Annotated in this window: 28 protein-coding genes; 9 read left to right on the top strand and 19 right to left on the bottom strand. The window is 64.8% G+C overall.

From position 1 onward, the window contains the following. The first annotated feature begins 27 nt into the window (after positions 1-27). Positions 28-1,692 carry a phosphoglucomutase (alpha-D-glucose-1,6-bisphosphate-dependent) gene (gene pgm / locus OOZ51_RS05910; protein WP_265978255.1) on the top strand — a complete coding sequence of 555 codons (1,665 nt, stop codon included), beginning with the start codon at positions 28-30 and terminating at the stop codon, positions 1,690-1,692. A 2-nt stretch (positions 1,693-1,694) separates the two neighbouring features. Here pgm and OOZ51_RS05905 read toward each other — a convergent pair whose 3' ends face one another. Both OOZ51_RS05905 and OOZ51_RS05900 read right to left on the bottom strand, forming a co-directional pair. Then, complete coding sequence (locus tag OOZ51_RS05905; protein ID WP_265978254.1) at positions 1,695-2,195, bottom strand: 2'-5' RNA ligase family protein; 501 nt, start codon at positions 2,193-2,195, stop codon at positions 1,695-1,697. A 187-nt stretch (positions 2,196-2,382) separates the two neighbouring features. Then, positions 2,383-2,988: a malonic semialdehyde reductase gene (locus tag OOZ51_RS05900; protein ID WP_265978253.1), complete on the bottom strand. Its 606-nt coding sequence runs from the start codon at positions 2,986-2,988 to the stop codon at positions 2,383-2,385. Positions 2,989-3,176: 188 nt separating this feature from the next. Here OOZ51_RS05900 and OOZ51_RS05895 point away from each other — a divergent pair, with 188 nt between their 5' ends. Further along, positions 3,177-4,529: a uracil-xanthine permease family protein gene (locus OOZ51_RS05895; RefSeq protein WP_265978252.1), complete on the top strand. Its 1,353-nt coding sequence runs from the start codon at positions 3,177-3,179 to the stop codon at positions 4,527-4,529. A 120-nt stretch (positions 4,530-4,649) separates the two neighbouring features. On the opposite strand, the gene OOZ51_RS05890 is transcribed toward OOZ51_RS05895, so the two are convergent. Together OOZ51_RS05890 and OOZ51_RS05885 are read right to left on the bottom strand one after the other, a co-directional pair. After that, positions 4,650-5,114 (bottom strand): GatB/YqeY domain-containing protein, encoded by a 465-nt coding sequence (locus tag OOZ51_RS05890; RefSeq protein ID WP_265978251.1) that lies wholly within the window; start codon positions 5,112-5,114, stop codon positions 4,650-4,652. Positions 5,115-5,401: 287 nt separating this feature from the next. Beyond that, the gene (locus tag OOZ51_RS05885; RefSeq protein ID WP_265978250.1) at positions 5,402-6,544 is read right to left on the bottom strand and encodes a glycerate kinase; all 1,143 of its coding nucleotides are present in this window, start codon (positions 6,542-6,544) and stop codon (positions 5,402-5,404) included. A gap of 132 nt (positions 6,545-6,676) precedes the next feature. Between OOZ51_RS05885 and OOZ51_RS05880 the strand changes: the two genes are divergently transcribed. Beyond that, positions 6,677-7,027 (top strand): YciI family protein, encoded by a 351-nt coding sequence (locus OOZ51_RS05880; protein WP_265978249.1) that lies wholly within the window; start codon positions 6,677-6,679, stop codon positions 7,025-7,027. A 7-nt stretch (positions 7,028-7,034) separates the two neighbouring features. Then, on the top strand, positions 7,035-8,300 hold the full coding sequence (locus tag OOZ51_RS05875) for an RNA polymerase sigma factor (protein ID WP_265978248.1): 1,266 nt from the start codon (positions 7,035-7,037) through the stop codon (positions 8,298-8,300). Here OOZ51_RS05875 and OOZ51_RS05870 read toward each other — a convergent pair. The 4 genes from OOZ51_RS05870 to hxlB form a co-directional block, all read right to left on the bottom strand. Further along, on the bottom strand, positions 8,242-9,021 hold the full coding sequence (locus OOZ51_RS05870) for a glycerophosphodiester phosphodiesterase family protein (protein WP_265978298.1): 780 nt from the start codon (positions 9,019-9,021) through the stop codon (positions 8,242-8,244). The two genes, OOZ51_RS05875 and OOZ51_RS05870, sit on opposite strands and share 59 nt — an antisense overlap. 61 nt (positions 9,022-9,082) lie before the next feature. Beyond that, positions 9,083-9,331: a KOW domain-containing RNA-binding protein gene (locus OOZ51_RS05865; protein ID WP_265978247.1), complete on the bottom strand. Its 249-nt coding sequence runs from the start codon at positions 9,329-9,331 to the stop codon at positions 9,083-9,085. Between the two features lie 187 nt (positions 9,332-9,518). Further along, positions 9,519-10,142, bottom strand: a complete 624-nt coding sequence (hxlA, locus tag OOZ51_RS05860; protein WP_265978246.1) for a 3-hexulose-6-phosphate synthase — start codon at positions 10,140-10,142, stop codon at positions 9,519-9,521. A gap of 53 nt (positions 10,143-10,195) precedes the next feature. Continuing rightward, positions 10,196-10,849 (bottom strand): 6-phospho-3-hexuloisomerase, encoded by a 654-nt coding sequence (hxlB, locus tag OOZ51_RS05855; protein ID WP_416346349.1) that lies wholly within the window; start codon positions 10,847-10,849, stop codon positions 10,196-10,198. Between the two features lie 139 nt (positions 10,850-10,988). Here hxlB and OOZ51_RS05850 point away from each other — a divergent pair, with 139 nt between their 5' ends. Then, the gene (locus OOZ51_RS05850; protein ID WP_265978245.1) at positions 10,989-12,263 is read left to right on the top strand and encodes a helix-turn-helix transcriptional regulator; all 1,275 of its coding nucleotides are present in this window, start codon (positions 10,989-10,991) and stop codon (positions 12,261-12,263) included. A gap of 21 nt (positions 12,264-12,284) precedes the next feature. Here OOZ51_RS05850 and OOZ51_RS05845 read toward each other — a convergent pair whose 3' ends face one another. From OOZ51_RS05845 to OOZ51_RS05830, 4 genes are all read right to left on the bottom strand, one after another. Beyond that, on the bottom strand, positions 12,285-13,094 hold the full coding sequence (locus OOZ51_RS05845; protein ID WP_265978244.1) for an HAD family hydrolase: 810 nt from the start codon (positions 13,092-13,094) through the stop codon (positions 12,285-12,287). A gap of 47 nt (positions 13,095-13,141) precedes the next feature. Continuing rightward, positions 13,142-13,666: a YbhB/YbcL family Raf kinase inhibitor-like protein gene (locus OOZ51_RS05840; protein ID WP_265978243.1), complete on the bottom strand. Its 525-nt coding sequence runs from the start codon at positions 13,664-13,666 to the stop codon at positions 13,142-13,144. Then, positions 13,663-14,631 (bottom strand): carbohydrate kinase family protein, encoded by a 969-nt coding sequence (locus tag OOZ51_RS05835; protein ID WP_265978242.1) that lies wholly within the window; start codon positions 14,629-14,631, stop codon positions 13,663-13,665. Before OOZ51_RS05835 ends, OOZ51_RS05840 begins: the two co-directional genes overlap by 4 nt. Positions 14,632-14,699: 68 nt before the next feature. Further along, positions 14,700-15,512 carry an alpha/beta hydrolase gene (locus tag OOZ51_RS05830; protein ID WP_265978241.1) on the bottom strand — a complete coding sequence of 271 codons (813 nt, stop codon included), beginning with the start codon at positions 15,510-15,512 and terminating at the stop codon, positions 14,700-14,702. Between the two features lie 183 nt (positions 15,513-15,695). Here OOZ51_RS05830 and OOZ51_RS05825 point away from each other — a divergent pair, with 183 nt between their 5' ends. Beyond that, the gene (locus tag OOZ51_RS05825; RefSeq protein ID WP_265978239.1) at positions 15,696-15,971 is read left to right on the top strand and encodes a hypothetical protein; all 276 of its coding nucleotides are present in this window, start codon (positions 15,696-15,698) and stop codon (positions 15,969-15,971) included. A gap of 99 nt (positions 15,972-16,070) precedes the next feature. Then, a complete protein-coding gene (locus tag OOZ51_RS05820) occupies positions 16,071-17,174 on the top strand; it encodes a GTP pyrophosphokinase (protein WP_265978238.1) in 1,104 nt (367 codons plus the stop codon). Positions 17,175-17,321: 147 nt separating this feature from the next. Here the strand turns inward: OOZ51_RS05820 and OOZ51_RS05815 are convergent, their stop codons facing one another. From OOZ51_RS05815 to OOZ51_RS05790, 6 genes are read right to left on the bottom strand one after another with little or no spacing between them, the layout of a single operon-like run. Then, positions 17,322-17,942: a LacI family DNA-binding transcriptional regulator gene (locus OOZ51_RS05815; protein WP_265978237.1), complete on the bottom strand. Its 621-nt coding sequence runs from the start codon at positions 17,940-17,942 to the stop codon at positions 17,322-17,324. A gap of 3 nt (positions 17,943-17,945) precedes the next feature. After that, complete coding sequence (locus tag OOZ51_RS05810) at positions 17,946-18,701, bottom strand: LysR family transcriptional regulator substrate-binding protein (protein WP_416346348.1); 756 nt, start codon at positions 18,699-18,701, stop codon at positions 17,946-17,948. Between the two features lie 46 nt (positions 18,702-18,747). Continuing rightward, on the bottom strand, positions 18,748-19,812 hold the full coding sequence (locus tag OOZ51_RS05805) for a sulfate/molybdate ABC transporter ATP-binding protein (protein WP_265978235.1): 1,065 nt from the start codon (positions 19,810-19,812) through the stop codon (positions 18,748-18,750). After that, positions 19,809-20,612: an ABC transporter permease gene (locus OOZ51_RS05800; RefSeq protein WP_265978234.1), complete on the bottom strand. Its 804-nt coding sequence runs from the start codon at positions 20,610-20,612 to the stop codon at positions 19,809-19,811. Before OOZ51_RS05800 ends, OOZ51_RS05805 begins: the two co-directional genes overlap by 4 nt. 6 nt (positions 20,613-20,618) lie before the next feature. Beyond that, positions 20,619-21,452, bottom strand: coding sequence for a molybdate ABC transporter substrate-binding protein (gene modA, locus OOZ51_RS05795; RefSeq protein ID WP_265978232.1), 834 nt, complete (start codon positions 21,450-21,452; stop codon positions 20,619-20,621). Further along, positions 21,449-21,859: a TOBE domain-containing protein gene (locus OOZ51_RS05790; protein ID WP_265978231.1), complete on the bottom strand. Its 411-nt coding sequence runs from the start codon at positions 21,857-21,859 to the stop codon at positions 21,449-21,451. Before OOZ51_RS05790 ends, modA begins: the two co-directional genes overlap by 4 nt. Positions 21,860-22,027: 168 nt before the next feature. Here OOZ51_RS05790 and OOZ51_RS05785 point away from each other — a divergent pair, with 168 nt between their 5' ends. Both OOZ51_RS05785 and OOZ51_RS05780 read left to right on the top strand, forming a co-directional pair. Next, on the top strand, positions 22,028-22,477 hold the full coding sequence (locus OOZ51_RS05785; protein WP_265978230.1) for a DUF5997 family protein: 450 nt from the start codon (positions 22,028-22,030) through the stop codon (positions 22,475-22,477). A 148-nt stretch (positions 22,478-22,625) separates the two neighbouring features. Further along, positions 22,626-23,255, top strand: a complete 630-nt coding sequence (locus tag OOZ51_RS05780; protein ID WP_265978228.1) for a hypothetical protein — start codon at positions 22,626-22,628, stop codon at positions 23,253-23,255. A 16-nt stretch (positions 23,256-23,271) separates the two neighbouring features. Here OOZ51_RS05780 and OOZ51_RS05775 read toward each other — a convergent pair whose 3' ends face one another. After that, positions 23,272-23,958: a GntR family transcriptional regulator gene (locus OOZ51_RS05775; protein WP_265978227.1), complete on the bottom strand. Its 687-nt coding sequence runs from the start codon at positions 23,956-23,958 to the stop codon at positions 23,272-23,274. Positions 23,959-23,970 lie beyond the last annotated feature (12 nt).

Raw genomic sequence — 23,970 nt, 5'->3', positions numbered from 1 at the left:
CACCGGACCGTCTGGCATGCTGGGTCAATGGCTAGCCGTGCGGGCACTGTTGCCCTTCCCCAGGACCTTGTAGACATCACCGCTCTTCTTGACGCGTACTACGACGTGACGCCGGATCTCAGTGATCCCGCCCAGCGTGTCGCATTCGGTACTTCCGGACACCGGGGTTCGAGCCTGAAGGCCTCGTTCAACGAAGGGCACATCCTCGCCATCACCCAGGCGATCGTGGAATACCGGGCCGGCCAGGGCATCACCGGCCCTCTCTTCTTGGCCAAGGACACCCACGGGCTGAGCGAACCAGCGCAGAATTCCGCCCTTGAAGTCCTCGCCGCAAACGGGGTCAACGTCCTGATCGACGCGCGGCACGGTTACACGCCCACCCCGGCGCTCAGCCACGCGATCCTGAAGTACAACAATGAGGCCGGCCCGGGGCAGCCCCAGGCGGACGGCATCGTGGTCACCCCTAGCCACAACCCCCCTGCCGACGGCGGAATCAAATACAACCCCCCGCACGGCGGCCCCGCCGACACGGATGCCACAGGCTGGATCGCCAACCGCGCCAACGAACTCCTGGAAAACGGCCTGCGCGGCGTCAAGCGGATTCCGCTGAACGACGCCCTCAAAGCGGAGGGCACCGGCAAGTTCGATTTCCTCAGCAGCTACGTGGACGATCTCCCGGCCGTCCTGGACTTGGACGCGATCCGGAAGGCCGGCGTCCGCATCGGGGCAGACCCCATGGGCGGCGCATCCGTGGACTACTGGGGTGAAATCGGCGAGCGTCACCAGCTGGACCTCACCGTGGTCAACCCCACCGTTGACCCGCAGTGGGCATTCATGACCCTCGACTGGGACGGGAAGATCCGTATGGATTGCTCTTCACCGTCGGCTATGGCCTCACTCATCAAGCGCATGTCGGACAGCGCTTCGGCTGGCACGGGTGCCTTCGACGTCGCTACCGGAAACGACGCCGACGCCGACCGCCACGGCATCGTGACGCCAGACGGCGGCTTGATGAACCCGAACCACTACCTCGCCGTCGCGATCGACTACCTGTACCGCAACCGGACCGGCTGGAACCCCCAGTCCGTGGTCGGCAAGACCCTGGTGTCCTCCTCCATCATTGACCGCGTGGCCGCAGGGCTGGGCCGCAAGCTCGTGGAAGTTCCGGTGGGCTTCAAGTGGTTCGTGCCGGGCCTGCTCTCCGGCGAGGGTGCCTTCGGCGGCGAAGAATCCGCGGGCGCCTCGTTCAACAAGCGCGACGGCAGTGTCTGGACCACCGACAAGGACGGCATCCTGCTGGCCCTCCTGGCATCGGAGATCACGGCCGTCACAGGCAAGTCGCCGTCCCAGCTGTACAAGGGACTCACGGACCAGTTCGGTTCACCCGTCTATGCCAGGATCGACGCTGCCGCCACGCGCGAGCAGAAGGCCGCACTTGGCAAGCTCTCGTCGTCAGACGTTACGGCCACCACGCTGGCGGGCGAGGAAATCACCGCCAAACTGACCGAAGCCCCCGGCAACGGCGCGTCAATCGGCGGGCTCAAGGTGGTCACGGAGAACGCCTGGTTCGCGGCCCGCCCGTCCGGAACCGAGGACGTATACAAGATCTACGCCGAGTCCTTCAAGGGCGCCGAACACCTCAAGCAGGTCCAGGAAGAGGCCAAGGCTCTTGTGGACGGCGTGATTTCCTAGCGCTAGCTGGACTCTGCCGGGAGGCGCCACAGCTTCAGGATCCTGCGGATCGTGTGGTTGCCTTCCGGCGCCATGTCCACCAGCGCGATCTGGTCGAGCACGACGGCGTCACCCGGCTTGGGGCGCTTGCCGTCGTGATGCGAAATGTGCGGACGGTAGTGGTCCAGGACGTAGCGCGGGGTTGACGCGCGCCCGCCAACGATCTCCATGGCGTCGAAAAGTTCCTCGTGCAAGCCCTGCAAAATGGGATGGGGGTCCACCAGGCTGACCGGGATGGAACCTTGGTGACCGAATCCGGCGTCGGGCCCCACCGTAAGTTCCGCCCCGAGGGCACCCACCGCGGGCGCTGAAACAAGCTCGCTGAGACGGGCGGCGACGTCGTCACCATCGGAGGGTGCGACGTCGAACCTCAACAAGGTGATGTGCAGCGGCCAGTCACTGCGCGGGAAGACCAGCCCGTCAGTTACCGCTTCGACGAACGCCACCAGAATCAGGTTCCGCATAAGGAAATTTTGCCACCGCCAGGTGGGAGAGAGCCGGTCGAGGCAAACGCTCAGTCACTTATCGGCACAAAACCACCGACCCTCCATCACATATCCGGCCTTAAGCGCCAACGCTCGCTCACAGTGGTGAGCGAGCGTTGGCGGAAGAGCCTGCAAAAGTGAGCGAGGGTCACATGGAGCGTAGGCGTTAGACGGTGCGGACGACGTCCTCGTACGCGAACTTCGGCTTGGCTTCACCGAAGGCGTCCGGGCCCGGCTGGCCGATGTTGACCACGAGGAAGCTCTTCTGGTCCCCGGTGGGGAAGAATTCGGCGTCGATCGCGGCGAAGTCGGCACCGGTCATCGGGCCGGCGGCGAAGCCGAGGGAGCGGACGGCGAGGATGAAGTAGCCGGCCTGCAAGTGGGCGTTGTTGTTGCCCGTGGTTGCGGTGAACTCGGGGTCAGCGTCGTACATGGCCTTCGGGGCGGCGTAGACGGGAAGGAACTTGTCCCACTGCTGGTGCCAGGCAGTGTCGTAAGAGAGCACGGCGACCAGTGGGGCAGAAGCCGTCTTCGCCTTGTTGCCCGGCGAAAGAGTCTCGACGAGCTTGGCGCGGGCCTCGTCCGAACGGACGTAGGTGACGCGCAGCGGCTGGGAGTTGAACGCCGTCGGGCCGAACTTGGTCAGTTCGTAAATGGCTTGGGCCTGGTCCTCGGAGACTTCACCGGCAAAGGAGTTGGCAGTGCGGGCTTCGGCAAAGATGGCGTCGACTGCTGCGGCGTCAATCACTGCTTCTTCGTGGGCGATTGTCATTCGCGTACCTTTCGCTGTGCCCGCAGCCATCGACGGCCGGGCGCTTATGCTTTCCATGGTTGCAACTTCAACTTCGCCGCGCCTCTTCCCGTGAAGCCACGTGACGTTCCACACAGCGGAATCGGCAGGCCGTCCGGGCGGTAAGGTTGCACCCGGACAATCACAACTTTCAGGGAAGGCTCCCGTCTATGAGCATGCTCGGAACCAAATGGAAGCTGCACGGCAACGGCAAGACGATCCGGCCGGGACATGTGGTGGCACCTGAGGAGCGGCTCGCGTGGCCGTTGACCATCGGCGTCGGAATGCAGCACGTCGTCGCGATGTTCGGAGCCACCTTCCTGGTGCCCATCATCACGGGCATGCCGCCGGCCACCACGCTGCTCTTTTCCGGCATCGGCACCCTGTTGTTCCTGGTCATCACCAAGGGCCGCGTACCTAGCTACCTTGGCTCGAGCTTTGCCTTCATCGCTCCCATCATGGCGTCCCAGCAGCAGTTCGGCGTTCCCGGTGCGCTGGGCGGAGTGGTGCTTGCCGGCGTCGTACTCGCTCTTATCGGTGCGGTGGTGCAGAAGTTCGGCGCCGAATGGATCAACCGGACCATGCCGCCCATTGTGACGGGCGCGATCGTTGCCCTGATCGGGCTGAACCTTGCGCCCGCCGCGAAGGCGAACTTCGACAAAGCCCCGATCACCGCACTCGTAACGCTCGTGACGATCATCTTGGTGAGCGTCCTTTTCCGCGGCATTCTGGGCCGCCTGAGCATCCTGGTGGGTGTGGTGGTGGGTTACTTCACCGCCATGGCGCGCGGCGAGGTGGACTACTCCAAGATGGACGCGGCCTCGTGGATCGGCCTGCCACACTTCCAGACGCCGGAGTTCCACCTCGGCGTCGTGGGCTTGTTCGTGCCGGTTGTCTTGGTGCTTGTGGCTGAGAATGTGGGGCACGTGAAGTCCGTGGCAGCGATGACCGGACGAAACCTCGACGACGTCTCCGGCCGCGCGTTGCTGGCCGACGGCGTCGCGACGGTCCTCGCCGGATTCGGCGGCGGCTCCGGCACCACGACCTACGCCGAGAACATCGGCGTCATGGCAGCCACGAAGGTCTACTCGACGGCGGCCTACTGGGTTGCCGGGACCTTCGCCATCCTCCTGAGTTTCTCGCCCAAGTTCGGCGAACTCATCGCCACCGTCCCCGCTGGCGTTCTGGGCGGCGCCGCGACCATGCTGTACGGGATGATCGGCGTCCTGGGCGTGAAAATCTGGGTGCAGAACAAGGTCAACTTCTCCAACCCGATCAACCTGACCACAGCCGCGGTCGCTTTGATTATTGGGATTGCCGATTACACCTGGACCATCGGCGAATTGAAGTTCACCGGCATCGCGCTGGGTTCCGCAGCTGCCTTGGTGGTCTACCACGGTATGAAGGGCCTGGCGCGTTGGCGCGGGACCGTCGCAGAGCCGGAGATGGAGACGGCAGGGTTGCCGCCGGCAGCGAAAGCAGCTATGAATGCAGCGGCAAAGAGGAGCGGAAAGAAGCGGTGAGCATGCCCCCTTCTAGCGGCAAGCAATGGACATATTGGCACTATGTCCATTGCTCGTGACCAACGGGGAGCATGCTCCCAAGCGGGTTCGGGCCCGTAGCGGGGGTACCCGTCCATTTAGCTATGAGAGGCGCCTGCGGACAATCTCGCTGACCGCCTTGCCGTCGAAGCGTCCAGCGACCCTTTCGGAGACCGGCTTCATGACATAGCCCATGTGCATGAGGGACAGCTCCACGCCTTCGGCCTTGAGCGAGGCGATGACCTCGTCAACGATGGACTCGACTTCGTCGGCGGTCAGGGGTTCCGGAAGATAGGCCTCGATTACCTCGGCATCCGCGATCTCGGTGGCGGCACGATCGGACTCTCCGGCCTCCTCGTAAAGCCGGGCGACCTCGTGATACTGCGCGGCCTCCTTCTGCAACATGGCCGTGATCTGGGCGTCTTCCAGGTGGATGGGCGTCTGGCCGGCTTTCTCACGGGTGTCAATCTCGCTGAGGACGTTGCGGGTGGCGTTCAGGGCGATGCGGTTGCCATCCTTCATGTGGCTGACGACGTCTGCGTGCAGCCGCTCTTTCAAGGTGGACATGGTGTGCTCCTCGATTCGATGGTGCCGTGCTGGCCGGCTGCCAGCCCGGCAGGCGGTGACGGCGTCCCGGACGGGGTCGTCGCATCGTTAATGCATGGCAGAAGTCAGAGCCATACTTGTACATTCATTATCTGCCCGGCGACGACGCCGAGTAACCCCGAGCATGCCCCGTCTTGGCACTGAGGAATGGACATATTCGCACTATGTCCATTCCTCGTGGTCAACGGAGGGCATGTGCCTCAATGTGACGTAACGGGGGGCATGTCCCTTGGCCGGGATTCAGCGATCTAGACCCCTTCAAGCACCTGGCTCGTGGCCCATGCGAGGTACTTGGCGGCATTCGCTACGGCGTCGTCGGCGTCGGGCAGTCCGTTCTTCCGCTGCGCGACGTCGAGCAACTGTGCCGCGGCCACCACCCCATGGCTTGCGAGTTCTTCGGGCGTTACCAGGATCCTGCCGGCCACCACAATCACGGGAATGCCATGACCGTGGGCCGAATCGGCCAGGGCGATCGGGGCCTTGCCCGTCAGCGACTGCGAATCCATGGAACCCTCGCCGGTGATCACCAGGTCCGCCCCGCCGAGCTGTTCGGGAAGACCCGTGAGTCCCGCCACGAGCGCAAAACCGCCTTCCAGCGTAGCCCGTGTGAAGGCCAAGAACGACGCCGGGAACCCGCCCGCCGCGCCAGCCCCGGGGACGTTGACGTCCTGTCCGCGCGCTTCGCGCAGCAGGGACGCCCAGTTGCGCAGGCCGGCGTCGAGCAGTTCCACGGCGTCCTCATCCGCGCCCTTCTGCGGACCGAAAACATGCGCCGCGCCGTCGTTGCCAAAGAGCGGGTTCTGGACGTCGACGGCGATCCGGAACCTCACCACGGTCAGCCGCGGATCCAGCCCGGAGACATCTAGGGATACGACGTCGGCGAGCGAGCCTCCGCCGAGCGGAACCACGTTCCCGGCCGCGTCCAGGGGCTTGAGGCCGAGCGCGCGCAAGGCGCCACTGCCGCCGTCGGACATCGCGGAGCCACCCAAGCCGAGCACAATTTCCGTGGCTCCAGCGTCGAGGGCCGCGGCGATGAGTTGGCCGCAACCGTAGCTGTGGGCGCGCAAGGCGTTCTCCGGCGTCGGCTCCATGTGCGCCAATCCGGACGCTTGCGCCGTTTCGATCACCGCGGTGGCTCCGCCGAAGGCGTTTTGCCGGATGGCCCATGCAGCGCCCACCGGCTTGAGAATAGGGCCGACGACGGCGTTGATCCGCTCTTCGTACCCTGCCGCCACGGCCGCTTCGAGTGTTCCTTCGCCACCGTCGGCGATGGGGAACTGCGTCACCACGGCATCCGGATACACCCGCAATACCCCCTCGGCCATGGCCGATGCCGCTTCGGCAGCGGTGAGGGAACCTTTGAACTTGTCCGGGGCAATCAGGATGCGCATCATCCCATCCTGCCAGCGGGGCTAAGCTTTTCGCAGATTCGTGCGTGGAGATGTCGAAAACAGCCCACGCCGTTCGTATAGAGGGTGAGACGCGGGCAAAGTGCCGGCGCCACATCCCAAGGAGGAACAGTCATGTCACGCTATCTGCTCAGCATCTACCAACCCGACGGCCCCATCCCGGAACCCGAGATCCTCAACAAAATCATGGCCGATCTGGACGTCCTGAACCAGGAATTGCACGACGCCGGCGCGTGGGTTTTCACAGGTGGGCTGCACCCCGCCACCACCTCCACTGTGGTGCGGGTGAACGACGGCGAAGTACTCACCACGGACGGTCCGTTCGCCGAAGCCAAGGAACACGTGGGCGGGCTGTGGGTGATCGAAGCCTCGGACCTGGACGTGGCACTCGAGTGGGGACGCAAAGCCGCCCAAGCCACCACGTTGCCCATCGAAGTCCGGCCCTTCGCGGGCTATCGGGATTAGTTTCCCGATGGTACATATTTCGGAGATCGGTCAAATATTCCGCGAAGAGTATGGACGCTCCGTGGCCGTCCTGGTCCGCGTTTTGGGCAGTATCGACGCCGCCGAAGACGCGGTCCAGGATGCCTTCACCGAGGCTGTGGCCCGCTGGCCGGACACCGGACTGCCGCCAAGCCCGGCCGGCTGGATCATCACCACCGCCCGGAATCGCGCCATCGACAGGCTGCGCCGCGAGGCGTCCGGCAGGGAGAAACTCGCCCAAGTGACGCTCCTGCAGGGCGATGAACCCGAAGCAATCGAGGTGGACACGGTGGAGGACAACCAGCTCCGGCTGATTTTTACGTGCTGCCACCCAGCCCTCAACCGGGGCGCCCAGGTGGCGCTAACACTCAAGCTTCTGGGCGGACTCACCACTGCCGAAATTGCCCACGCCTTCCTGGTACCCGAGCCAACCATGGCCCAGCGCCTGGTGCGGGCGAAGGGCAAGATCCGCGACGCCCACATCCCCTATCGTGTACCGACTGGCGCCGAACTCCCGGAGCGGCTGAAGTCGGTACTGGCCGTGGTCTACCTGGTCTTCAACGAGGGCTACGCGGCGAGCTCGGGTGCCGGGCTGGTGCGCGAAGACCTCTGCCGCGAGGCCGTGCGTCTAGGCAGGCTCATCGTGGAACTCATGCCCGATGAGCCCGAGGCCAAGGGGCTCTTGGCCCTCATGCTGCTTCTCGATTCCCGGCGTGCTGCCCGGACAACTCCCGACGGCGGCCTGGTACTGCTCGCGGACCAAGACCGCGGCCTCTGGGACACTATGCTGATCGCCGAGGGACAACTGTTGGTGCGGCAATGCTTGAAGAGGAACCAGCCAGGACCGTACCAATTGCAGGCTGCCATCAACGCGGTGCACAGCGACGCCGCGCGGCCTGAGGACACCGATTGGCGTCAAATCCTGGCGCTGTACGGGCAACTACTGGCCTTGGAGCCGACGCCGGTGGTCGCCTTGAACCGAGCCGTGGTCCTCGCGGAGGTGGAGGGACCCGCCGCGGGGCTCGCCGCCGTCGACGTCCTTGAACTGGGGAACTACTACTTGTTCCACGCCGTGAGGGCGGATTTGCTCCGGCGCCTCGGCCGCGACGACGAAGCTGTCGCCGCTTACCGCGCCGCGCAGGAGCGCACAGACAACGACGCCGAGCGCGACTTCCTGGAAGCGCGCGCCCGGACGCTCACCACCACTGCCCCCGGCCCTGCAGCACCGCCCTCAGACGATCCGCACGGTCCGTGACGATCCCGTCCACGCCCATATCCAGCAGCCTGGTCATCTCTGCGGAGTCGTTGACCGTCCAGACGTGCACCTGCAATCCGCTCCGGTGCGCCCTCCGAAGGAATCCAGGCGTCACCACAGTCAATGGTCCGTAACGGACGGGCACTTGGAGGGCATCGACGTCGTGCAGAATCGTCGCCAGCCACCGCTCTGGAAGAAGCGGTCCCAGAAGGGTGAAGACGGCATTGCAGACGATGCCCGCCGAGGATGCCGTACGACGGCCGAGCAGGCGCAGGACAGCGCGACGCCGGCGATCGGAGAAGCTGGCAATCAACACGCGATCATGGGCGTCAAGCTGCTCGATGACCCCGGCGAGGGCTTTGACGGTGTGCCAATCCTTGACGTCGATATTCAGCCGCGCCTCAGGAAATTCGGCAAGGATGGCTGCCAAGAGGGGAACCGCTTCGCGGCCGCCAATGCGTGCTGCGGTAACCTCGGCAGCCCTGAGGCTGGAGATCCGGCCGTGGCGGTTCGTGACACGGTCCAGGGTGTCGTCATGGAAAAGGATCACCACGCCATCGGCGGTAGTGCGTGCGTCGGTTTCCAGGTGCGTGAAGCCAAGCTCAAGCGCGGCGCCAAATGCCGAGGCCGAGTTCTCGAGGCCGTCCGGCGAAAAACCGCGGTGCGCGAAGGCAAGCGGCGCGGTTTTTCCGTCAGGACGGCTGAAGAAGGGCAAGTTCAGGCTCACTCGGGTAGCGTAACCCGCGGCGGGGTGGCCATAGCGGTGCGACCGGATGATCCGGTCAGGACTCCTGCCGGACGATCTCCACGCCGTCGCCGCAGTGCACCAGCGTGCGGCCGCGGCCGCCGTCGAGGTTTACCCAAACCACGCTGTGGTCGCTGGAAACGGCGTCCACCTGACCGGGGTTCTCGAACCCCGGCCCGAGCTTGACTCGCACGCGGTCCCCGCGGCGAAGCTGCTTCCAATGTTCTGCCGGCTCTGCGCGGCGAACCGGGGCGTCGGGCCACCCGGTTGTTTTTCTCTTTGCCATCTTGTCCCCATATTTGTTCGGTATCGAATGGCAAAAGAGTATGTGGGCAAGTTGAACGGCAGTTGGACTGAAGCTGTGTAATCCGTGAGCGGGCCAAACCAACCCGCATTTGTTGTCGTTTGTCGGCCTCATTACGACAACAAATGCGAGTCAGTCGGGCCCGGCCCGGCCCGGCCGAAAAGTGTTGCTAGATGATGGCGGCGCGGAGTTGCTTCGCGGCCAGCGCGGGGTCGTCTGCGCCGTAGATGGAACCGCCGACGACGGCGACATCCGCTCCGGCGCGCTGGACGGCTCCGATGGTGGACAGGTTCACGCCACCAGCGACGGAGAACGGCACACGGGCTTCCTCCCCGGCGCTCAGCAGGACATCCAGGTTGTAGCCCGGCTTGGCCTGCTCATCCAGGCCGGCGTGGAATTCGATGAACTTGGCACCGAGAGCCCGGGATTCCTTGGCACGGGTTACCTTGTCCGCAACGCCGATCAGGTCCACCACAATGCCCTTGTTGTGTGCCTTGGCCGCCTTGACTGCACCGGCGATCGTGGAGTCGTCGGCGCCGCCGAGCACGGAGACGAGGTCCGCGCCGGCCTTGAAGGCGATGTCGGCCTCGAGTTCGCCGGCGTCCATGGTCTTGAGGTCGGCGAACACGATCTTGTCCGGGTGGGCCCTCTTGATGGCGGTCACGGCGGACAGGCCTTCGCTTTTCACCAGGGGAGTGCCGAGTTCGATGATGTCTACGTATTCGGCCACCTGGCCCGCAATCTCGAGGGCAGCTTCGGTGGTGAGGACATCGATGGCGACTTGCAGCTTCATGGGGGATCTCTTTCCGTAGTTTGTTGTGGTTTTGGTGCGGTGGAAATCAGGGGCTATTCGAGGTTGGCGTGGCGGAGCCAGAGTTCTTCGGCCGGGGTGGCGTCGTTGTCCCACAAGGTCTGGAAGACTGCTTCGGCAACGAGGAAGAGCACCTGCTCGAACAGGCTCCCGGAGTACTGGCGGGACACTGTGGATCCGTGGTCTGTCTTCTGCGCCGCGGGAATGATAACGACGACGTCGGCCAGTTCCGCGAGCGGGGACGTTGCGTTCGTCGTGTACACGGCGATCCTGGCGCCGGCTTTGGAGGCCGTCTCAGCGGCGCGCACAACGCCGGAGGTCGTCCCGGAGCCCGAGGCAAGTAGCAGGAGGTCGCCCGAGCGGATAGCCGGCGTCGTGGTGTCCCCCGCGATGTGCACATCGAAGCCGAGGTGCATCAGCCGCATCGCAGCCATCCGCAGGACAAGGCCGCTGCGGCCGGCTCCTGCAACAAAGATCCGGCCGGTGGCCGAGTTCCCCGCGGCCTGGATTTCCGTGGCCAGGCGGGACAGCTGCCGCAGGTCCACTTCAGCGGCGGTCTCCGCTATCTCGCTACCCACGAGTGCCAAGCTCATGTCGACGTCTTGGCTTAGGTCGACATCCTGGGCGCCGCGAGCCGGGACGCGATCTAGGTCCGATGCGGCGTGGACAGTCTCTGCGGTGATGATCATGCGTTACCTCCTGCTCAGTTGATTGCTGCGTTTGAATCAATCGTTCCGGATTGAACGGATAGGCGTAACGCTGAGCATGGGCAGTCCTGGCTACCCGTTTGGGTAGTGAAGTTCGTGACGATAAAGCTAAAGTGGCGGGATGACTCCAAGCACGTGGACCCTCCTGGAAGCGGTTGCCGCACTAGCGAACGCCCCGTTGATGAGCATCGCCGAGCGACTTCGTGAAGCGGCGCTGCCTTACGTGGGCAGCAGCGCGCTGGTCATTTTCACCGAGGACTGCACTGGCCGGCCCCAGAAGAAGGCAGGGGCGGAGGGCATCATCAGCCGCGTCTCCATTCCTGAACTGGACCAGTTGCGCTCCCATATTGCGGGAGGTGAGGCCTGGCAGGGTGAGGCGACCATCGCCGGAGGCCAGCGGCCCGTTCTTGCCTTGACGTCCGAGACCAATGCGCTGCTGACCCTCACTGAGCCGGTCCTGCCCGAAGAACCGTTGGAGCGTGAGTCTGCGCTGAGGATGCTCGACTACCTGTGGCAACTGACGGCGCGTCGCATCCAGGAGAAGGTGGCGGACGCGCCGCCGTCGTACCTCTTGGAATCCCGGGCGGCTTCCGCCGAGCGGCTCCGCGTCACGGCCGAACTCATGGACAGGCATTCCACCACGCTGGAGACGATGTTGGCGGCGCTACGATCAGGCTCCCTCGACGACGCTGCTGCCCGCAAGGCCGTCACGGACCTCGCCGCTACCTCGCTGGTCAATCTTCGGACGTTGAGCGACCGCACATCGGATCTCGTGGAAGAGCCTGTGGCCACCGCGTTTGAAAGGCTGCGGGAGGACCTGCGGCCACTCATGCACTTCAGCGGGCTCGACATCCAGTTCATCGAGCCACCGGTCAACGGCCGCGCGTTGCCCGGCGAAGTAGCCCATGCTGCCCGGGCGATCGTGCGGGGTCTGGTACTGGCCATCGTGGAACAGCCCGCCGTGAGGCGTGTGCGCGTGCAATGGGACTGCGACGGCGTGAACCTCCTCATCAATGTGCGCGACGACGGCCTGGGTGAACTGACTGCGGATTCGCCCAACATTGCAAGGCTCAACAGCAGAGTGGCAGCATTGGACGGCCGCATGAGCATCGAGGTCATGGCCGGCTGGGGAGCGGACGTTCAGGTGGTCCTGCCGCTGGATCCGCCATCAGCTCCCGTAGGCGACATCGGCGGATGGGGCCTGGCGGAGCGCGAAATGGAAGTCCTTCAACTATTGGCTGCCGGACAGCGCAACCGAGCCATTTCCGCGAAGCTGCACATCAGCGAAAACACGGTTAAATTCCATGTCAGGAATATCTTCAGGAAGCTCGGCGTGGGTTCACGAACAGAGGCCATTGCCTTGGCGCACAGCCACGGACTGCGGACTCAAGGTTAGTCCTGGCGAGTGCACGACTGACTAGACCCGCAGGGAAGCGAGCTTTGCCTCGAGAATCTGGGCCACGCCGTCGTCGTCGAAATGCGGTGCTTGCTGGCCCGCGGCGGTGATGGCCTCGGGGTGGCCGCTGGCCATCGCGTAACCGTCGCCGGCCCAGCGCAGCATCTCGACGTCATTGGGCATGTCACCAAAAGCCACCACGTCCGCGGCCTCGATGCCCCTTGATGCCGCGTATACGGCCAGCGTGACGGCCTTGTTGATGCCGGGAGCGGACATTTCCAGGAGTGCGGTCCGAGGCGCTGAGTGCGTGGTCGCCACGAGATGCGCGACGACGGGCTGCACCTCTGCCAGGAAATCGTCCGGGCTGCCGGTGCGTGTCACCGCAAGGAACTTTACGACGGCGTCATCCGCGGTGAGCGTTTCCTCCAACCGCGCGGGAGTGAACTCGGCCAGGAGCTCACTGGTTTCGTTCTCGATGAAACCCGGCTCAAGGTGGAATCCCGTGAGTGTTTCGGCCGCGAACAAGGCGTCGGGCCGGAGCTGCTTGATGATCCGGCGCGCCTCGAGCACGGACTCGATGCTCAAGGCATCGGCGGAAATCAGCTTGGCAGCCTCAAGATCCCACACCACGGCCCCGTTGGAACAGATGACGGTGCCAGTGTGGCCGATCTGTTCGCGGAGCGGGTAGAGCCAGCGCGGCGGCCGCCCGGTCACGAACACCACCTCGATGCCCGCGTCACGGCAAGCATGGAAGGCGCGGATGGTGCGGCTGCTTATCTGGCCGTCATGGCCAAGGATGGTGCCGTCAATATCACTAGCTACGAGCCGCATTATGTCAGTCTACGTGGGGTCAGCCTCGGCCACAGAGCGCGCCAGGATTAGCGGCGCTCGAAATGGCCCGTGATCACAGCCCGCCCCAAGGTATGCGACGTCAGCTTGCGGACAAGAGCACCGGTGGAGGCGCTGGCGTCGAGGCCCAACTCTTCGACATCGACGGCGTGCACGGCCACGATGTACCGGTGCGGGCCGTGTCCCGGCGGAGGCGCGGCACCCAGATAACCGGGGAACCCGGCGTCGTTCTTCAACTGGAAAGCGCCGGACGGCAGGTGCGAACCACCCTGAGTGCCCGCGCCCGCCGGCAAGGAGCTCGTACTGGCCGGGATCTTGACCACGGCCCAGTGCCAGTAGCCACCGGCTTTGGGGGCATCGGGATCGAAGACGGTAACGACGTAGCCCTTGGTGCCATCCGGTGCTCCGCTCCAGCTCAGCTGCGGAGATTCGTCCTCGCCCCCGGCCACGCCGAAGCGTTTGCTGGTCTGTGCCGGCTCGAGTGCGTCACCATCTCTGAGCGATTCGCTGGTGAGATCAAAGGCTTGGACGCGGGGAAGGTCGGCGTAGCTCATGACTGCCTTTCAATGCTGGCCCCAGCCTCAAGGGCACTCTGGGCGTTGATTTCCGCGCGTGTCGGGGGGTTCGCGCCTGGCCGGGAGACAGTAATAGCCGCGGCGAGCGCTGCATGATTGAGGATCCCTTCGAGCACTTCGGCGGGCATCGCATGCAGCTCGTCCCGGTTTTGTGCCCCGGCCAGTCCGTGATCGACGATCCCTGAGAGGAGCGCAGCCATGAAGGAATCGCCGGCTCCCACCGTATCCGCCACGCCTACCTTCGGGGCGTCCACCTGGGCCTCGCCCGAGGCCGTGACTCCCCACGGTCCGTCCGCTCCCCGCGTGACCACGACGACGGCGGGCCCGGCACTACCGCCTAAGCGGAGCCAGCGCCGGGCGGAATCCAGGACGTCGACGCCGGGATAGAGCCACTCAAGGTCCTCATCGGAAGCTTTGACTACGTCCGAGAGGGCAACGAAGCGCTCCACTTGGGCGCGAGCATAGTCCCGGTCTGTGATGATGCTGGGCCGGCAGTTGGGATCGAAGCTGATGATCGCGTTCGGGTGGGCATGCTCGACGGCGGCAAGGACCTCCGCTGCACCCGGCTCCAACATGGTGGCGATGGAGCCCGTGTGCAGGAGGGATGTCCCCTGAAGCATGAACGGTAGCCGCGCTGCGAAGCCGGGAAGCTCCCAGGTGAGGTCGAACGTGTAGCTGGCCGCGCCGTCGTCGTCGATCAAGGCGGTAGCCACGCTGGTGGGATTCTCGTCCGGCGGCAGAGGAACCATGACGGAACTGGAGCGCAGATGGGCTGCGATCGAGTCGCCGTAGGCATCCTTGCCGAAGCGGCCGATGAACTGGACGGCGTGATCCAGCCGGGCCAACCCCACCGCAACATTGAGCGGACTGCCGCCCACGTGGGCGTCGACTCCCGAGGAGCGCTGGACCACATCAACCAGGGCTTCACCTATGACTGTCAGCATGGGACAACTCTGCCACGCAGATGTAGTGCGCGTCTCGCAATGACAGTTGGTGACTTGTCAGAAGTCCGTCACGCCAGCAGCCGTTGCACCAACTCGCGGCATTTCTTGTACGCAACCGCCCTGGGGTCGATCAGGTCGAAATGGTCCCCGGGTACCTTGAGGAGCTGTGCTGCGCCTCCGGATGCAGTCGAAGCGGCAACATAGGCCTCAGACTGGCTGCACGGAACATCTTCGTCAGCGGCAGCGTGGACGGCGAAGACCGGAACACTGATGGGGAGTGACCTCATGGGGTCCGCATAAATATGCCGTTTGGGGTATCTTACGGAGTCGCCGCCCATGAGGTTGTCGACTGCACCGTTGCTCAGGTTGAGTCGCTCGGCATCGGCCAGGTTCAGCAGCCCTGACTGGCTCACGACGCCGGTCAGCCGCACCGCTGTGCCGTTGTCGTGCCGATGGATCTGCCGATCGGCATCGGGGGCGCCAATCTTGGAGAGCTTTTCACGGCCGGCTGCCCAGACCGCAAGGTGGCCGCCAGCGGAGTGTCCCAGCGCCACCACTTTGGCCAGGTTGAGTCCGTGCGTGCCGGCAATCTCCCCCAGATGGTCGATTCCATCGAGGACGTCCTCGAACGTGTGCGGCCACCCGCCACCGTTTCCGGCCCTGCGGTACTCAAGGTTCCAGGCGGCGATTCCATGCGCGGCGAGGTCCCTGGCAATCGGCTCACCGAGCTCTGCGCCGTATTGCGAGCGCCAATAGCCGCCGTGGATCACCACCACCACTCCGTCGTGCCGACTGCGGTGCGCCTCCAGCGAGTTGTCCGGTACGAACAGCTCGCCCCATTGACTGGAGTGGCCGCCGTAGTAGTACTTGTGCCGCTTCATCGTGTCCTCCTTTGTGCCGAGCCTATCGTGGAGGGACGGCGCGGAGGGGGAGCCGAGGTCTGAGCGTCAACGCAAAGCCTTTCTGGATCAAGAGCGCGAGCGTAATCTCAGGGGTGAAGCGCGACCCTCGCTTCAATTCCCGCGGCGTCGCGGGAAAGCTTCTTTAATCCGGAGGTGATTCCAATGATCCGTCGTATCTCCGCGTCGGTTCTTGTGGCATTGACTTTGAGTGTGCTGGCCGTTGCTTCGCCCGCATCAGCGGCAAACCCGCCTGGAACCGGGCGGCCTAATCAGTCCTGCCAAGCGCTCGAACCGAACACGCCGGGCAATGCCGCCAACAGCCCGGGATCACCGTTCAACGAGCCAGGCATCAACAGCACCAACGGCGGCGTGGGAGGACAGCACTACTCGCCCACTTCCCAATACGATGTCGCCTGTTTCCAGGCTTCGCATCGGTAGCGCCTGCACTACTTCGATCTACCTGGAGGACAAGGCCGACCCATATTGTTAGCGCAGCCGGCTCCCGAAACTGTCAGCCCGTCCCCGTAAGCTGGAGGCATGGCTAGCAATTGGGACAGCTTGGATCCTGAGCTGCGCGAATCGGTACAGGCGAACGTGGAGCTCTATGCCCGCGTCCGGCCTGCCTTGAAGCTTGTCACGCGTGACGTCCTGCTGACTCTGCGGGACATGCTCAAGAACAGCGAGTCCGTGCCCCTTTTCGTCACGGGACGCACCAAGACGGTCGAATCCTTCCGGGAGAAGATTTCGCGCACCGAAGTGCCGCTGGATGGCGGCCCGCGGGTGCTGAAGTTCCCGGACCCGTTCCGGACCTTGAATGACATGGTGGGGCTGCGCGTCATCACCAAGCTTCCGGCCGAGAACGCCGCGGTGGCCAACCTCATCAAGCGCCAGCGCCAGCTTTTCGATTGCCGCGGCGACCTTGAAAAGGACATCGGCTCCATCGAGTCCGGCACGTATGGGTATTCGAGCCGCCACCTCATCCTGCGCACCATCCAGAACGAAACCGTGAAGGCCTACCAGCAGGTCTTCAATCCAGACATTCCGCCGAATGGCAGCTACTTTTTCGAATGCCAGATCCGCACGGTTTTTGCGCACGCCTGGAGCGAGATCGAACACGACATCCGCTTCAAGGCCGAGGATCCCCGCGCCTGGACGCCACACTTCGACCGCCAATTCACCGCGACCGCGGCCATGTTGGAAACAGTAGAGAGCGCCTTCGCCGATCTCCACGAACGCTACGAGGAAGTCCGCGGCTACTGGGATCTGGAGGGCGAAGGCTCCATGCCCCTCACGCCCAACCGTGTGCGGGACGTCTGGCGGACGCTCCTTCCCCACGTTGACCGTAAAGTTGATGACGACTGGGGCTGGGCCGCGGAGCTTCTCGCCGCACACGGACTGAACAAGACCGTGGAGCTCGCCGGACTCCTCAGCGCCAACCGGATCACCGAGGTCCGCAAAGCCTTGGACCATCGCTACTCCCCCGGACCGGACCGCCTCCTCGATGATCTCCTGCTGTGGCAGTACGGCACCGAACACATCGACCTCACCGCCGAGGCTGCCGACGTCGTCCCCCACCCTCGGCGGGACAGCCTCCAGCGGCGCCTCAAGCAGATTGAGCGTTACCGCCTGACCAATAGCTAAGGACCCATGACAGCCGAGCCCGGATGCGCGAACGCCTAGCGAGCACGGTCAACGCGGGCTAGCCCTGCCGGGCCCAAGTAGCTCGCATTTGTTGTCGTTATGAGCCCCCATAACGACAACAAATGCGAGTTAGTTGGGTAGGGAAAGCTACGGTGTCCGGAACTCCCAAGGCGCGGCCATGGTAGTTCCAACGCCGATGGTGCGGCCGGAGAGCCGGTCTAGGAGGAGCGTGATGGCGCCTTCGAGGGCTTCCGGTTCCGGGGTCCCACCGGCAGATCCGGGGGCCAGGACGTCGAAACCGGCAGGCTGCATGGTGTCCGAGATGACAACCTGGGCTACTCCCCGCCGGGCGAGCTCGCCTACCGTGAGGTCAAGAAGGGTGCCGGGAGGAAGGGCACCAATGATGGCGCCATCGGCACCGCCGGAGAGCATGAACCGCCGCCACCCCTCGCCGATGAGGATCACGGGCTGGTAGCCGTGCTCGGGCAAGATGCGTGCAGCAGCCGTAGCCAAAGCACGGTCCCAGGGCCATTCGAGATCGCCGATGGCAATAGCGACCAGATCGGTCTTGCCCCGACGCATTCCGCGGGCCGCCTGGTTGGGCACGTAACCCAGCTCCTTCGCAGCCGCCTGCACACGCGCTTGCGTCGACTCGCTGATGCGGGTGGTGCCGCCGTGGCGTCCGGATAACACATAGGACACGGTGGTGAGGGAAACACCCGCGCTCTTGGCGACGTCCCGGATGGTCGGCTTCGCTCCAAGTCCCATGGCCTAGCGCTTTCCTTTCTTGCGGGAGCCCTTGCCGCGGCCCTTGTCCGGGTTCGGGGCATAGCGCTGGGCAACAGCCGGCTTCTTGGCGCCGGTGCCGCGCCGGTCCGGCTTGGGGGCCTTCTTGGGTTTCTCCTGCTGCGCCGAAGGCTGCCGAGAGCTCTGGGCCGTGCGGCCGCGGACGATCCCGATGAATTCCTCAATGACCTCGTTCGTGGCGTCGCTCAACCACGCCAGGGCGATCTGCGTCCCTTCCGCCCCGGTCAGGCGACGCGCCACCGTGTCCTTGACGTTGAAATGCCGGGCCACGGACATCGGCAGGATCACGAGACCGGCACCGGAAGCCACCACCCGCATGGCCATCTCCGGCCCGCCCATCTCTCCGACATCCAGGAAGTTCTCTTCCGCGAGATCCTCCAGTGCCACCTCTTCAAACACTGAGATTTCGTGGCCTTTCGGAGCCACCACCACGGGTTGCTCTTCGTAGAGCGGGATGACGTTGAGCCCCTCGCGGTCCACTGGCAAGCGAACAAAGCTGAGGTCCGCTGAACCGTCGCGTAACACCGCAAGCTGCGCACCGCCGTCGGACATGAACGAGTGCAGCGGAACACCAGGCATGCGCTCCTCCCAGCGCCGGATCCACTTCCCGGGCGTCACGCCGGCGACGTAAGCGAAGCGCAGCTCGCGGGGACCGCTGGATTCGGCAGCGGAGGCGTCGGGGGCTCCGGAGGCGGGCAGGGATTCTTGATCGGCAGGCACCAGTTCACAGTACCGCGCACCATCCGGCAACGCAGCGCCCGCCAAGCTACGCCGCGTACACCTGGACTGCCGTGGCTTTGACCACAAAATAGACGCGCGACCCCGGTTCGAGTCCCAGCTCGGCGGACGCAGCGGGCGTGATGTCCGCTGCCAGATCTCCGGCCCGGACCCGGATGTGGTCACCGTGCGGTTCAAGATCCGTGATCGCAACCGGGAATGAGTTGCGCGGGCTGCCGTGTGCCGCGTCGAGGAACACTGAAACGGCCGACGGCGGGAAGGCGGCGACGCCGGGCTGGCCCGGTTCTGCTTCATCATCCAGATGTCCCGCGACATGCAGGCTGGCGCCGCCCGCCGCGGCGGACGTCCTGAGTCCGTCTTCGGTGACTGTGCCCGCGAGGAGGTTCACCCCGGCCAGTCCGGCGGCGAATTGGCTTCGGGGGCGCCGGAATACCTCCCGTGTAGGGCCTTCCTCCACAATCCTGCCCTTTTCCATAACGATCACCCGGTCCGCGAGGATGAGGGCATCCAGGACATCGTGGGTGATGATGACGGCGCGACGCCCGGACAGGACGCGCTTGAGGAGCCGGCGCAGGTGCGGAGCGGCATGGATGTCCAAGGCAGACATCGGCTCGTCAAGGAGCAGCAACTCGGGGCTCGCTGCCAACGCCCGGGCCACGGCAACGCGCTGGGCCTGCCCTCCGGACAACTCGCCGGGCTTCCGTTCAGCCAACTGTGCGACGTCGACTTCGGCAAGCCAGTGCCGCGCCGTTTCGCGTGACTGCGCCCGCGAAGCACCTGCGCTGCGCGGGCCGAAAGCCACATTTTCCAGGACGCTCAGGTGGGGGAAAAGCAATGGTTCCTGGGCGAGCAAGGCCGTCCCCCGAAGGTGCGGCGGGGTCCACACCCGGCTGCCGCCGTCGAGGTTGAACAGGACCCGCTCCCCCAGGCGGGCAGAGCCGGCGTCGGGCCGCAAGAGTCCCGCAGCGACGGACAGCAGTGTCGATTTTCCCGCGCCGTTTGGCCCCAGGATCGCCACGGTTTCCGCCGGCCCAACGCTCAATGAAATGTCAACGTTGCGGGCGCGGACGGTAGCGTCGATGTGGAAACTCATGCCGCGGCCTCCGCCGGAATGTCGGCGCGGTGCGGACGCCGGTAGGACAGCCCGACGACGATCACCGCCACCGCAACAAGCACCAGCGAAAGGGCGACGGCGGCATCCGCGTCGGTCTCGCGCTGAAGGTAGATTTCCAGTGGCAGGGTCCGTGTGACCCCCTGCAAGCTCCCTGCGAAAGTCAGAGTGGCCCCGAATTCCCCGAGGCTGCGGGCAAAGGACAACACCGCTCCGGAAGCGAGCCCGGGGAGGACCATAGGCACGGTCACGCGTCGCAAGATGGTGGCGGGGCGGGCGCCGAGCGTCGCGGCAACGGCTTCGTAGCGGTTGCCGGCCGTCCGCAGGGCGCCTTCGAGGCTGACTACCAGAAACGGCAAGGCGACGAACGTCTGGGCCAGGACCACCGCCGTCGTCGAAAAGGCGATCTGGATCCCCACGAGCTCAAGGTTCTTGCCCAGTAGCCCCTGACGCCCAAAGGTGTAAAGCAGGGCAATGCCACCCACTACCGGCGGCAACACCAAGGGCAGGAGGACGAAGGCGCGGAGGAGTCGCTGCCCGCGGAATGGCCGGCGGGCAAGGACCAGCGCCAAGGGGATGCCGAAGAGGACGCAGAGGGCGGTGCTCGCGGCGGAAGTACGTAGGCTAAGCCCCAGCGCCGTCAGCGAGGACTCGGAGGCCACCAGCGGGATGAAGCGGGACCAATCGACCTTTGCCACCATGGCAGCCAACGGCAGCAGGACGAACAAGCCACCCATTGCCGCCAAGCCGTAGACCCACCGTGGAACCCCGCTGTAGTTCATCAACGCCTACGGTACGCCAAAGCCCGCGTCTCCCAGGACTTTCTTGCCCTCGCCGCCGGTGACCAGGCTGATGAATGCGGCGGCCAGGTCCTTGTGCTTGCTGGTGCCCACCGTGGCGATCGGGTAGGTATTGACGGCGTTGCTGGCCTCGGGGAACGGGACGCCCTTGACCTTGTCACCGGCACTCTTGACGTCGGTGACGTAAACCAAGCCGGCGTCGGCCTCGCCCGAGCTCACTTTGCCAAGGACATCGGTCACGGAGGACTCCTCGCTTACGGGCTTGATGGTGGTGCCGGTGGCCTTTTCCACGCTCTGGGCGGCAGACCCGCACGGTACCTGGCTGGCGCAGACAACTACCTTTACGCCTGGTTTCGCGAGGTCCGCGAAGGAAGCGATCGACGCCGGGTTGGCCGGCGGGACAGCGATGGTCAGGACGTTCGTGGCAAAGTTCGTTGCTTTTCCGTCCACGAGGGAGGCGTCGGAGAGTTTGCCCATGTTCTTGGTGTCAGCGGAAGCGAACACATCCGCGGGGGCTCCCTGGGTGATCTGCGTGACCAAGTCTGAGGAGCCCGCAAAGCTCAAGACCACTTTGGTGCCGGGGTTCTTGGCTTCGAACTCGGAGGCCAGCTTGGTGAATGTTGCTTTGAGGGAAGCGGCGGCATATATCGTGACGGTGCCGGAGAGCTGGGGCGAGCTGCCGCTTGGGGAACCGGCGCTTACGGCGCTGCTGCTAGTGGCGCTGGGCGAACCTGATCCGGGGGTGCCGGCGCAGCCAGCGAGTCCGGCAATCAGGCTCCCTGCCGCCAACAAAACCCCAACGTTCCTGCGGGCGATTTTCACGTGATGCTCTTTCCCTGCGCCGTTTCGACAATGACGGTGGTGGCCTTGACGACGGCCGTTGCAACGGACCCCAACTCAAGGCCAAGTTCCCGGACGGCTTCGCTGCTCATGAGGGAAACCACGCGGAAGGGTCCGCATTGCATCTCTACTTGGGCCATTACCTTGTCCGTGGTGATGCCGGTGACGAGCCCTACGAAGCGGTTGCGCGCAGAACGGCCCACTTTGCTGGGGTCCTCGGGCAGCGCCGCCTGCTCACGGGCCAGGTGGGCAAGCTCAAGCCCGTCCACCACCAGGCGGCCGGACTCGTCCTTTGTTCCGGTGAGGGCTCCGTGATCAATCCAACGGCGGACGGTATCGTCACTCACGCCGAGGAAGCGGGCGGCCTCTGAGACTCGTATATGCGGCATGAATTCATCCTAGAACCTCATATGCGCTTTCAATAAGAACTATTGACCGCAAAACCGTATGTGACCGGCTATCTGCCGATCCCGCAGCCGCCGATCGCTCGGAGCAACGTCCGGGCGATCCCGTCAGCCGCTGTGCCACTTCCCTGCGGCGGCAGATACCCTTGAACCATGACCTCTGCAAACTCCCAGTCCATGAAGCCGGCCACCGTTGCCAAGAAACTTGGCCTCTACCTGCCCGCAACACCCCAGGAGTTCCAGGATTCGGAAATCACCCGCGCCGATTTCGCCGAGCTCCAGGCCAACGCACCGGAGTGGCTCGCCGAGCTCCGCCGGACAGGCCCGCACCCGCGCCCCGTGGTTGCCCAGAAGCTGAACATCTCCATCAGCGGTCTCGCCCGGGGCGGCATCACCGAGCCCCTGACGACAGCTGAAATCACCGAACTGCTGGAAGCCCCGCCCCAGTGGCTCGTTGTCGAGCGCGCCACCCACGCAGCCGTACGTTCCGAGGCGAAGCGCATCAAGGACGAAGCTGCCAAAAAGGAAGCTACCCAGGAAGCCAAGGCAAACGCCTCAGCCAAGCGGGACGCACCCAAGACATCCAAGCGGGACCACGCTTAAGCTCCACCCGATTTCAACAGGAAGGCAGATCAGCCCAGCCGGGGTGAACTGCCTTCTTGCGTTTGTGCCCAAATCAGGCCCTCGCCTCCAACGTTTCCTCGGCGCATACTGAATTTAGAGCGGTGCGCATTCGCTTGGAGGTGGTCCGATGCCCGCCACAACTGGGGTCCAGCTGACGGTCTGGCAGATCGGACTGTGGGCAATTTTGCTCATGTGCGCTGTTGCCTTGACGGTCCATGCCGTCCGTAAGGGCGTCGCACAAGGAGCTCCCGACGGCGGACACGTCACCTTGGCCGGGCCGCCCGCACACCGCGACCGTGACCTTGTCAAAGAGCCCGACGCCGTCTTCTGGAACGTCTTCGCCGGGCTGGTGGTGGTTGTCCCGGCCGTCGTCATCCCTGCGTTGGCCTCGCCCGCCGTCGGGCTCTTGATGCTCATCCTGGGCGTTGGTGCCGCGCTTGCGGCATTCTCCGTCGGCCGGAAACTGGAGCAGAAGCGCCAAAGCAGGCCGGAAAACCGGCCAGGGTATGCCGATGCCGCTGCCCGTCACGACGCCCTTTTGGCTCGCTGGCAAAGGTATGAACTCGACCCCGCCAAAGGCATCGACTTCCCAGGCATGAGCGACGTCAACATTCCCCAAACCGCCGCGTTGGTTCGCGCGCTCCAAGAAGCCCAGCGCTGCCGCATCGCCGCCGGGACGGACTATGCCGGCGCCGTCGAGCAGTTGGACGTTGCGATGGCCGAAGCCGAAGCAGCGGCGGGTGTTTCTGCACCCTAAAGGCCTCGTTGAAGGCTTAGGGAATAGCCCCGATGTGCACCAAGAGCTCGTGCTCCGCCCCGTCCAGGTAGCGGCGCAACTCGGCTGCGGCCTCTTCGCGCTGACCGTTGCGGATCTGGGCAACCAAGGCAGCATTGCGTTCCACATAGTGGCCGTGGAAGTCGGGGGTGGTGGCCATGGCGTGGAAGACCAAGCGCATCTCGGCCAGCACCTTCTCCATCAGGGCCTCCAGGGACGCGCTTCCCGACAACGACACCAAGGCCTTGTGCAGTTCTTGGTTGGCGTCTGCCATGCCGGCAACCGATCCTTCCACGAGGGCTGCCCGGGCCTTGTCGATGATGACGTCCATGGCATTGAGGGCTTCGGCAGGGACGTCTCCCCATAGAACGGCCGCCGGTTCGATAAGGCGGCGCACCCGGTAGATTTCCCGGACGTCATCGGCTCCGGGGGCGGCCACGAACACCCCACGGTTAGGGATGCGCTGGACCACGGATTCACCGGCAAGCACGGTGAAGGCCTCCCGCAGGGTGTTCCGGGAAACGCCGAGTGCCTCGGACAGTGCCTGCTCGGAAAGCTTCGTGCCGGGCGGCAACAGGCCGTCGGAGATGCGCTGCCGAAGCTGGGCGGCAACCCACGCTCCAGTGTGGGCGTGGGTGGCGTGGCCGGCGTCGGCGATTCCTTGCAGCGCAGCGTTCATGGGCATGCCTCCAAATCT

Origin of the sequence: Arthrobacter rhizophilus (genome assembly GCF_026241105.1) — a bacterium.
Classification (GTDB): domain Bacteria; phylum Actinomycetota; class Actinomycetes; order Actinomycetales; family Micrococcaceae; genus Arthrobacter.
The sequence above is the reverse complement of the archived record's forward strand: the minus strand, read 5'-3'. Positions and strand labels throughout refer to the sequence as shown.

Excerpts from the sequence above, each read along its gene's own strand:
- OOZ51_RS05900 (WP_265978253.1), bottom strand. The coding sequence starts at position 2,988 with ATGACAATCGCCCACGAAGAAGCAGTGATTGACGCCGCAGCAGTCGAC.
- OOZ51_RS05875 (WP_265978248.1), top strand. The coding sequence starts at position 7,035 with ATGGTACATATTTCGGAGATCGGTCAAATATTCCGCGAAGAGTATGGA.
- OOZ51_RS05815 (WP_265978237.1), bottom strand. The coding sequence starts at position 17,942 with ATGGGACTTGGAGCGAAGCCGACCATCCGGGACGTCGCCAAGAGCGCG.
- hxlB (WP_416346349.1), bottom strand. The coding sequence starts at position 10,849 with ATGATCATCACCGCAGAGACTGTCCACGCCGCATCGGACCTAGATCGC.
- OOZ51_RS05800 (WP_265978234.1), bottom strand. The coding sequence starts at position 20,612 with ATGAACTACAGCGGGGTTCCACGGTGGGTCTACGGCTTGGCGGCAATG.
- OOZ51_RS05840 (WP_265978243.1), bottom strand. The coding sequence starts at position 13,666 with ATGAGCTACGCCGACCTTCCCCGCGTCCAAGCCTTTGATCTCACCAGC.
- pgm (WP_265978255.1), top strand. The coding sequence starts at position 28 with ATGGCTAGCCGTGCGGGCACTGTTGCCCTTCCCCAGGACCTTGTAGAC.
- OOZ51_RS05780 (WP_265978228.1), top strand. The coding sequence starts at position 22,626 with ATGCCCGCCACAACTGGGGTCCAGCTGACGGTCTGGCAGATCGGACTG.
- OOZ51_RS05885 (WP_265978250.1), bottom strand. The coding sequence starts at position 6,544 with ATGCGCATCCTGATTGCCCCGGACAAGTTCAAAGGTTCCCTCACCGCT.
- OOZ51_RS05890 (WP_265978251.1), bottom strand. The coding sequence starts at position 5,114 with ATGTCCACCTTGAAAGAGCGGCTGCACGCAGACGTCGTCAGCCACATG.
- OOZ51_RS05790 (WP_265978231.1), bottom strand. The coding sequence starts at position 21,859 with ATGCCGCATATACGAGTCTCAGAGGCCGCCCGCTTCCTCGGCGTGAGT.
- hxlA (WP_265978246.1), bottom strand. The coding sequence starts at position 10,142 with ATGAAGCTGCAAGTCGCCATCGATGTCCTCACCACCGAAGCTGCCCTC.
- OOZ51_RS05820 (WP_265978238.1), top strand. The coding sequence starts at position 16,071 with ATGGCTAGCAATTGGGACAGCTTGGATCCTGAGCTGCGCGAATCGGTA.
- OOZ51_RS05850 (WP_265978245.1), top strand. The coding sequence starts at position 10,989 with ATGACTCCAAGCACGTGGACCCTCCTGGAAGCGGTTGCCGCACTAGCG.
- OOZ51_RS05835 (WP_265978242.1), bottom strand. The coding sequence starts at position 14,631 with ATGCTGACAGTCATAGGTGAAGCCCTGGTTGATGTGGTCCAGCGCTCC.
- OOZ51_RS05905 (WP_265978254.1), bottom strand. The coding sequence starts at position 2,195 with ATGCGGAACCTGATTCTGGTGGCGTTCGTCGAAGCGGTAACTGACGGG.
- OOZ51_RS05825 (WP_265978239.1), top strand. The coding sequence starts at position 15,696 with ATGATCCGTCGTATCTCCGCGTCGGTTCTTGTGGCATTGACTTTGAGT.
- OOZ51_RS05775 (WP_265978227.1), bottom strand. The coding sequence starts at position 23,958 with ATGCCCATGAACGCTGCGCTGCAAGGAATCGCCGACGCCGGCCACGCC.
- OOZ51_RS05805 (WP_265978235.1), bottom strand. The coding sequence starts at position 19,812 with ATGAGTTTCCACATCGACGCTACCGTCCGCGCCCGCAACGTTGACATT.
- OOZ51_RS05895 (WP_265978252.1), top strand. The coding sequence starts at position 3,177 with ATGAGCATGCTCGGAACCAAATGGAAGCTGCACGGCAACGGCAAGACG.
- OOZ51_RS05785 (WP_265978230.1), top strand. The coding sequence starts at position 22,028 with ATGACCTCTGCAAACTCCCAGTCCATGAAGCCGGCCACCGTTGCCAAG.
- OOZ51_RS05830 (WP_265978241.1), bottom strand. The coding sequence starts at position 15,512 with ATGAAGCGGCACAAGTACTACTACGGCGGCCACTCCAGTCAATGGGGC.
- OOZ51_RS05865 (WP_265978247.1), bottom strand. The coding sequence starts at position 9,331 with ATGGCAAAGAGAAAAACAACCGGGTGGCCCGACGCCCCGGTTCGCCGC.
- OOZ51_RS05845 (WP_265978244.1), bottom strand. The coding sequence starts at position 13,094 with ATGCGGCTCGTAGCTAGTGATATTGACGGCACCATCCTTGGCCATGAC.
- OOZ51_RS05880 (WP_265978249.1), top strand. The coding sequence starts at position 6,677 with ATGTCACGCTATCTGCTCAGCATCTACCAACCCGACGGCCCCATCCCG.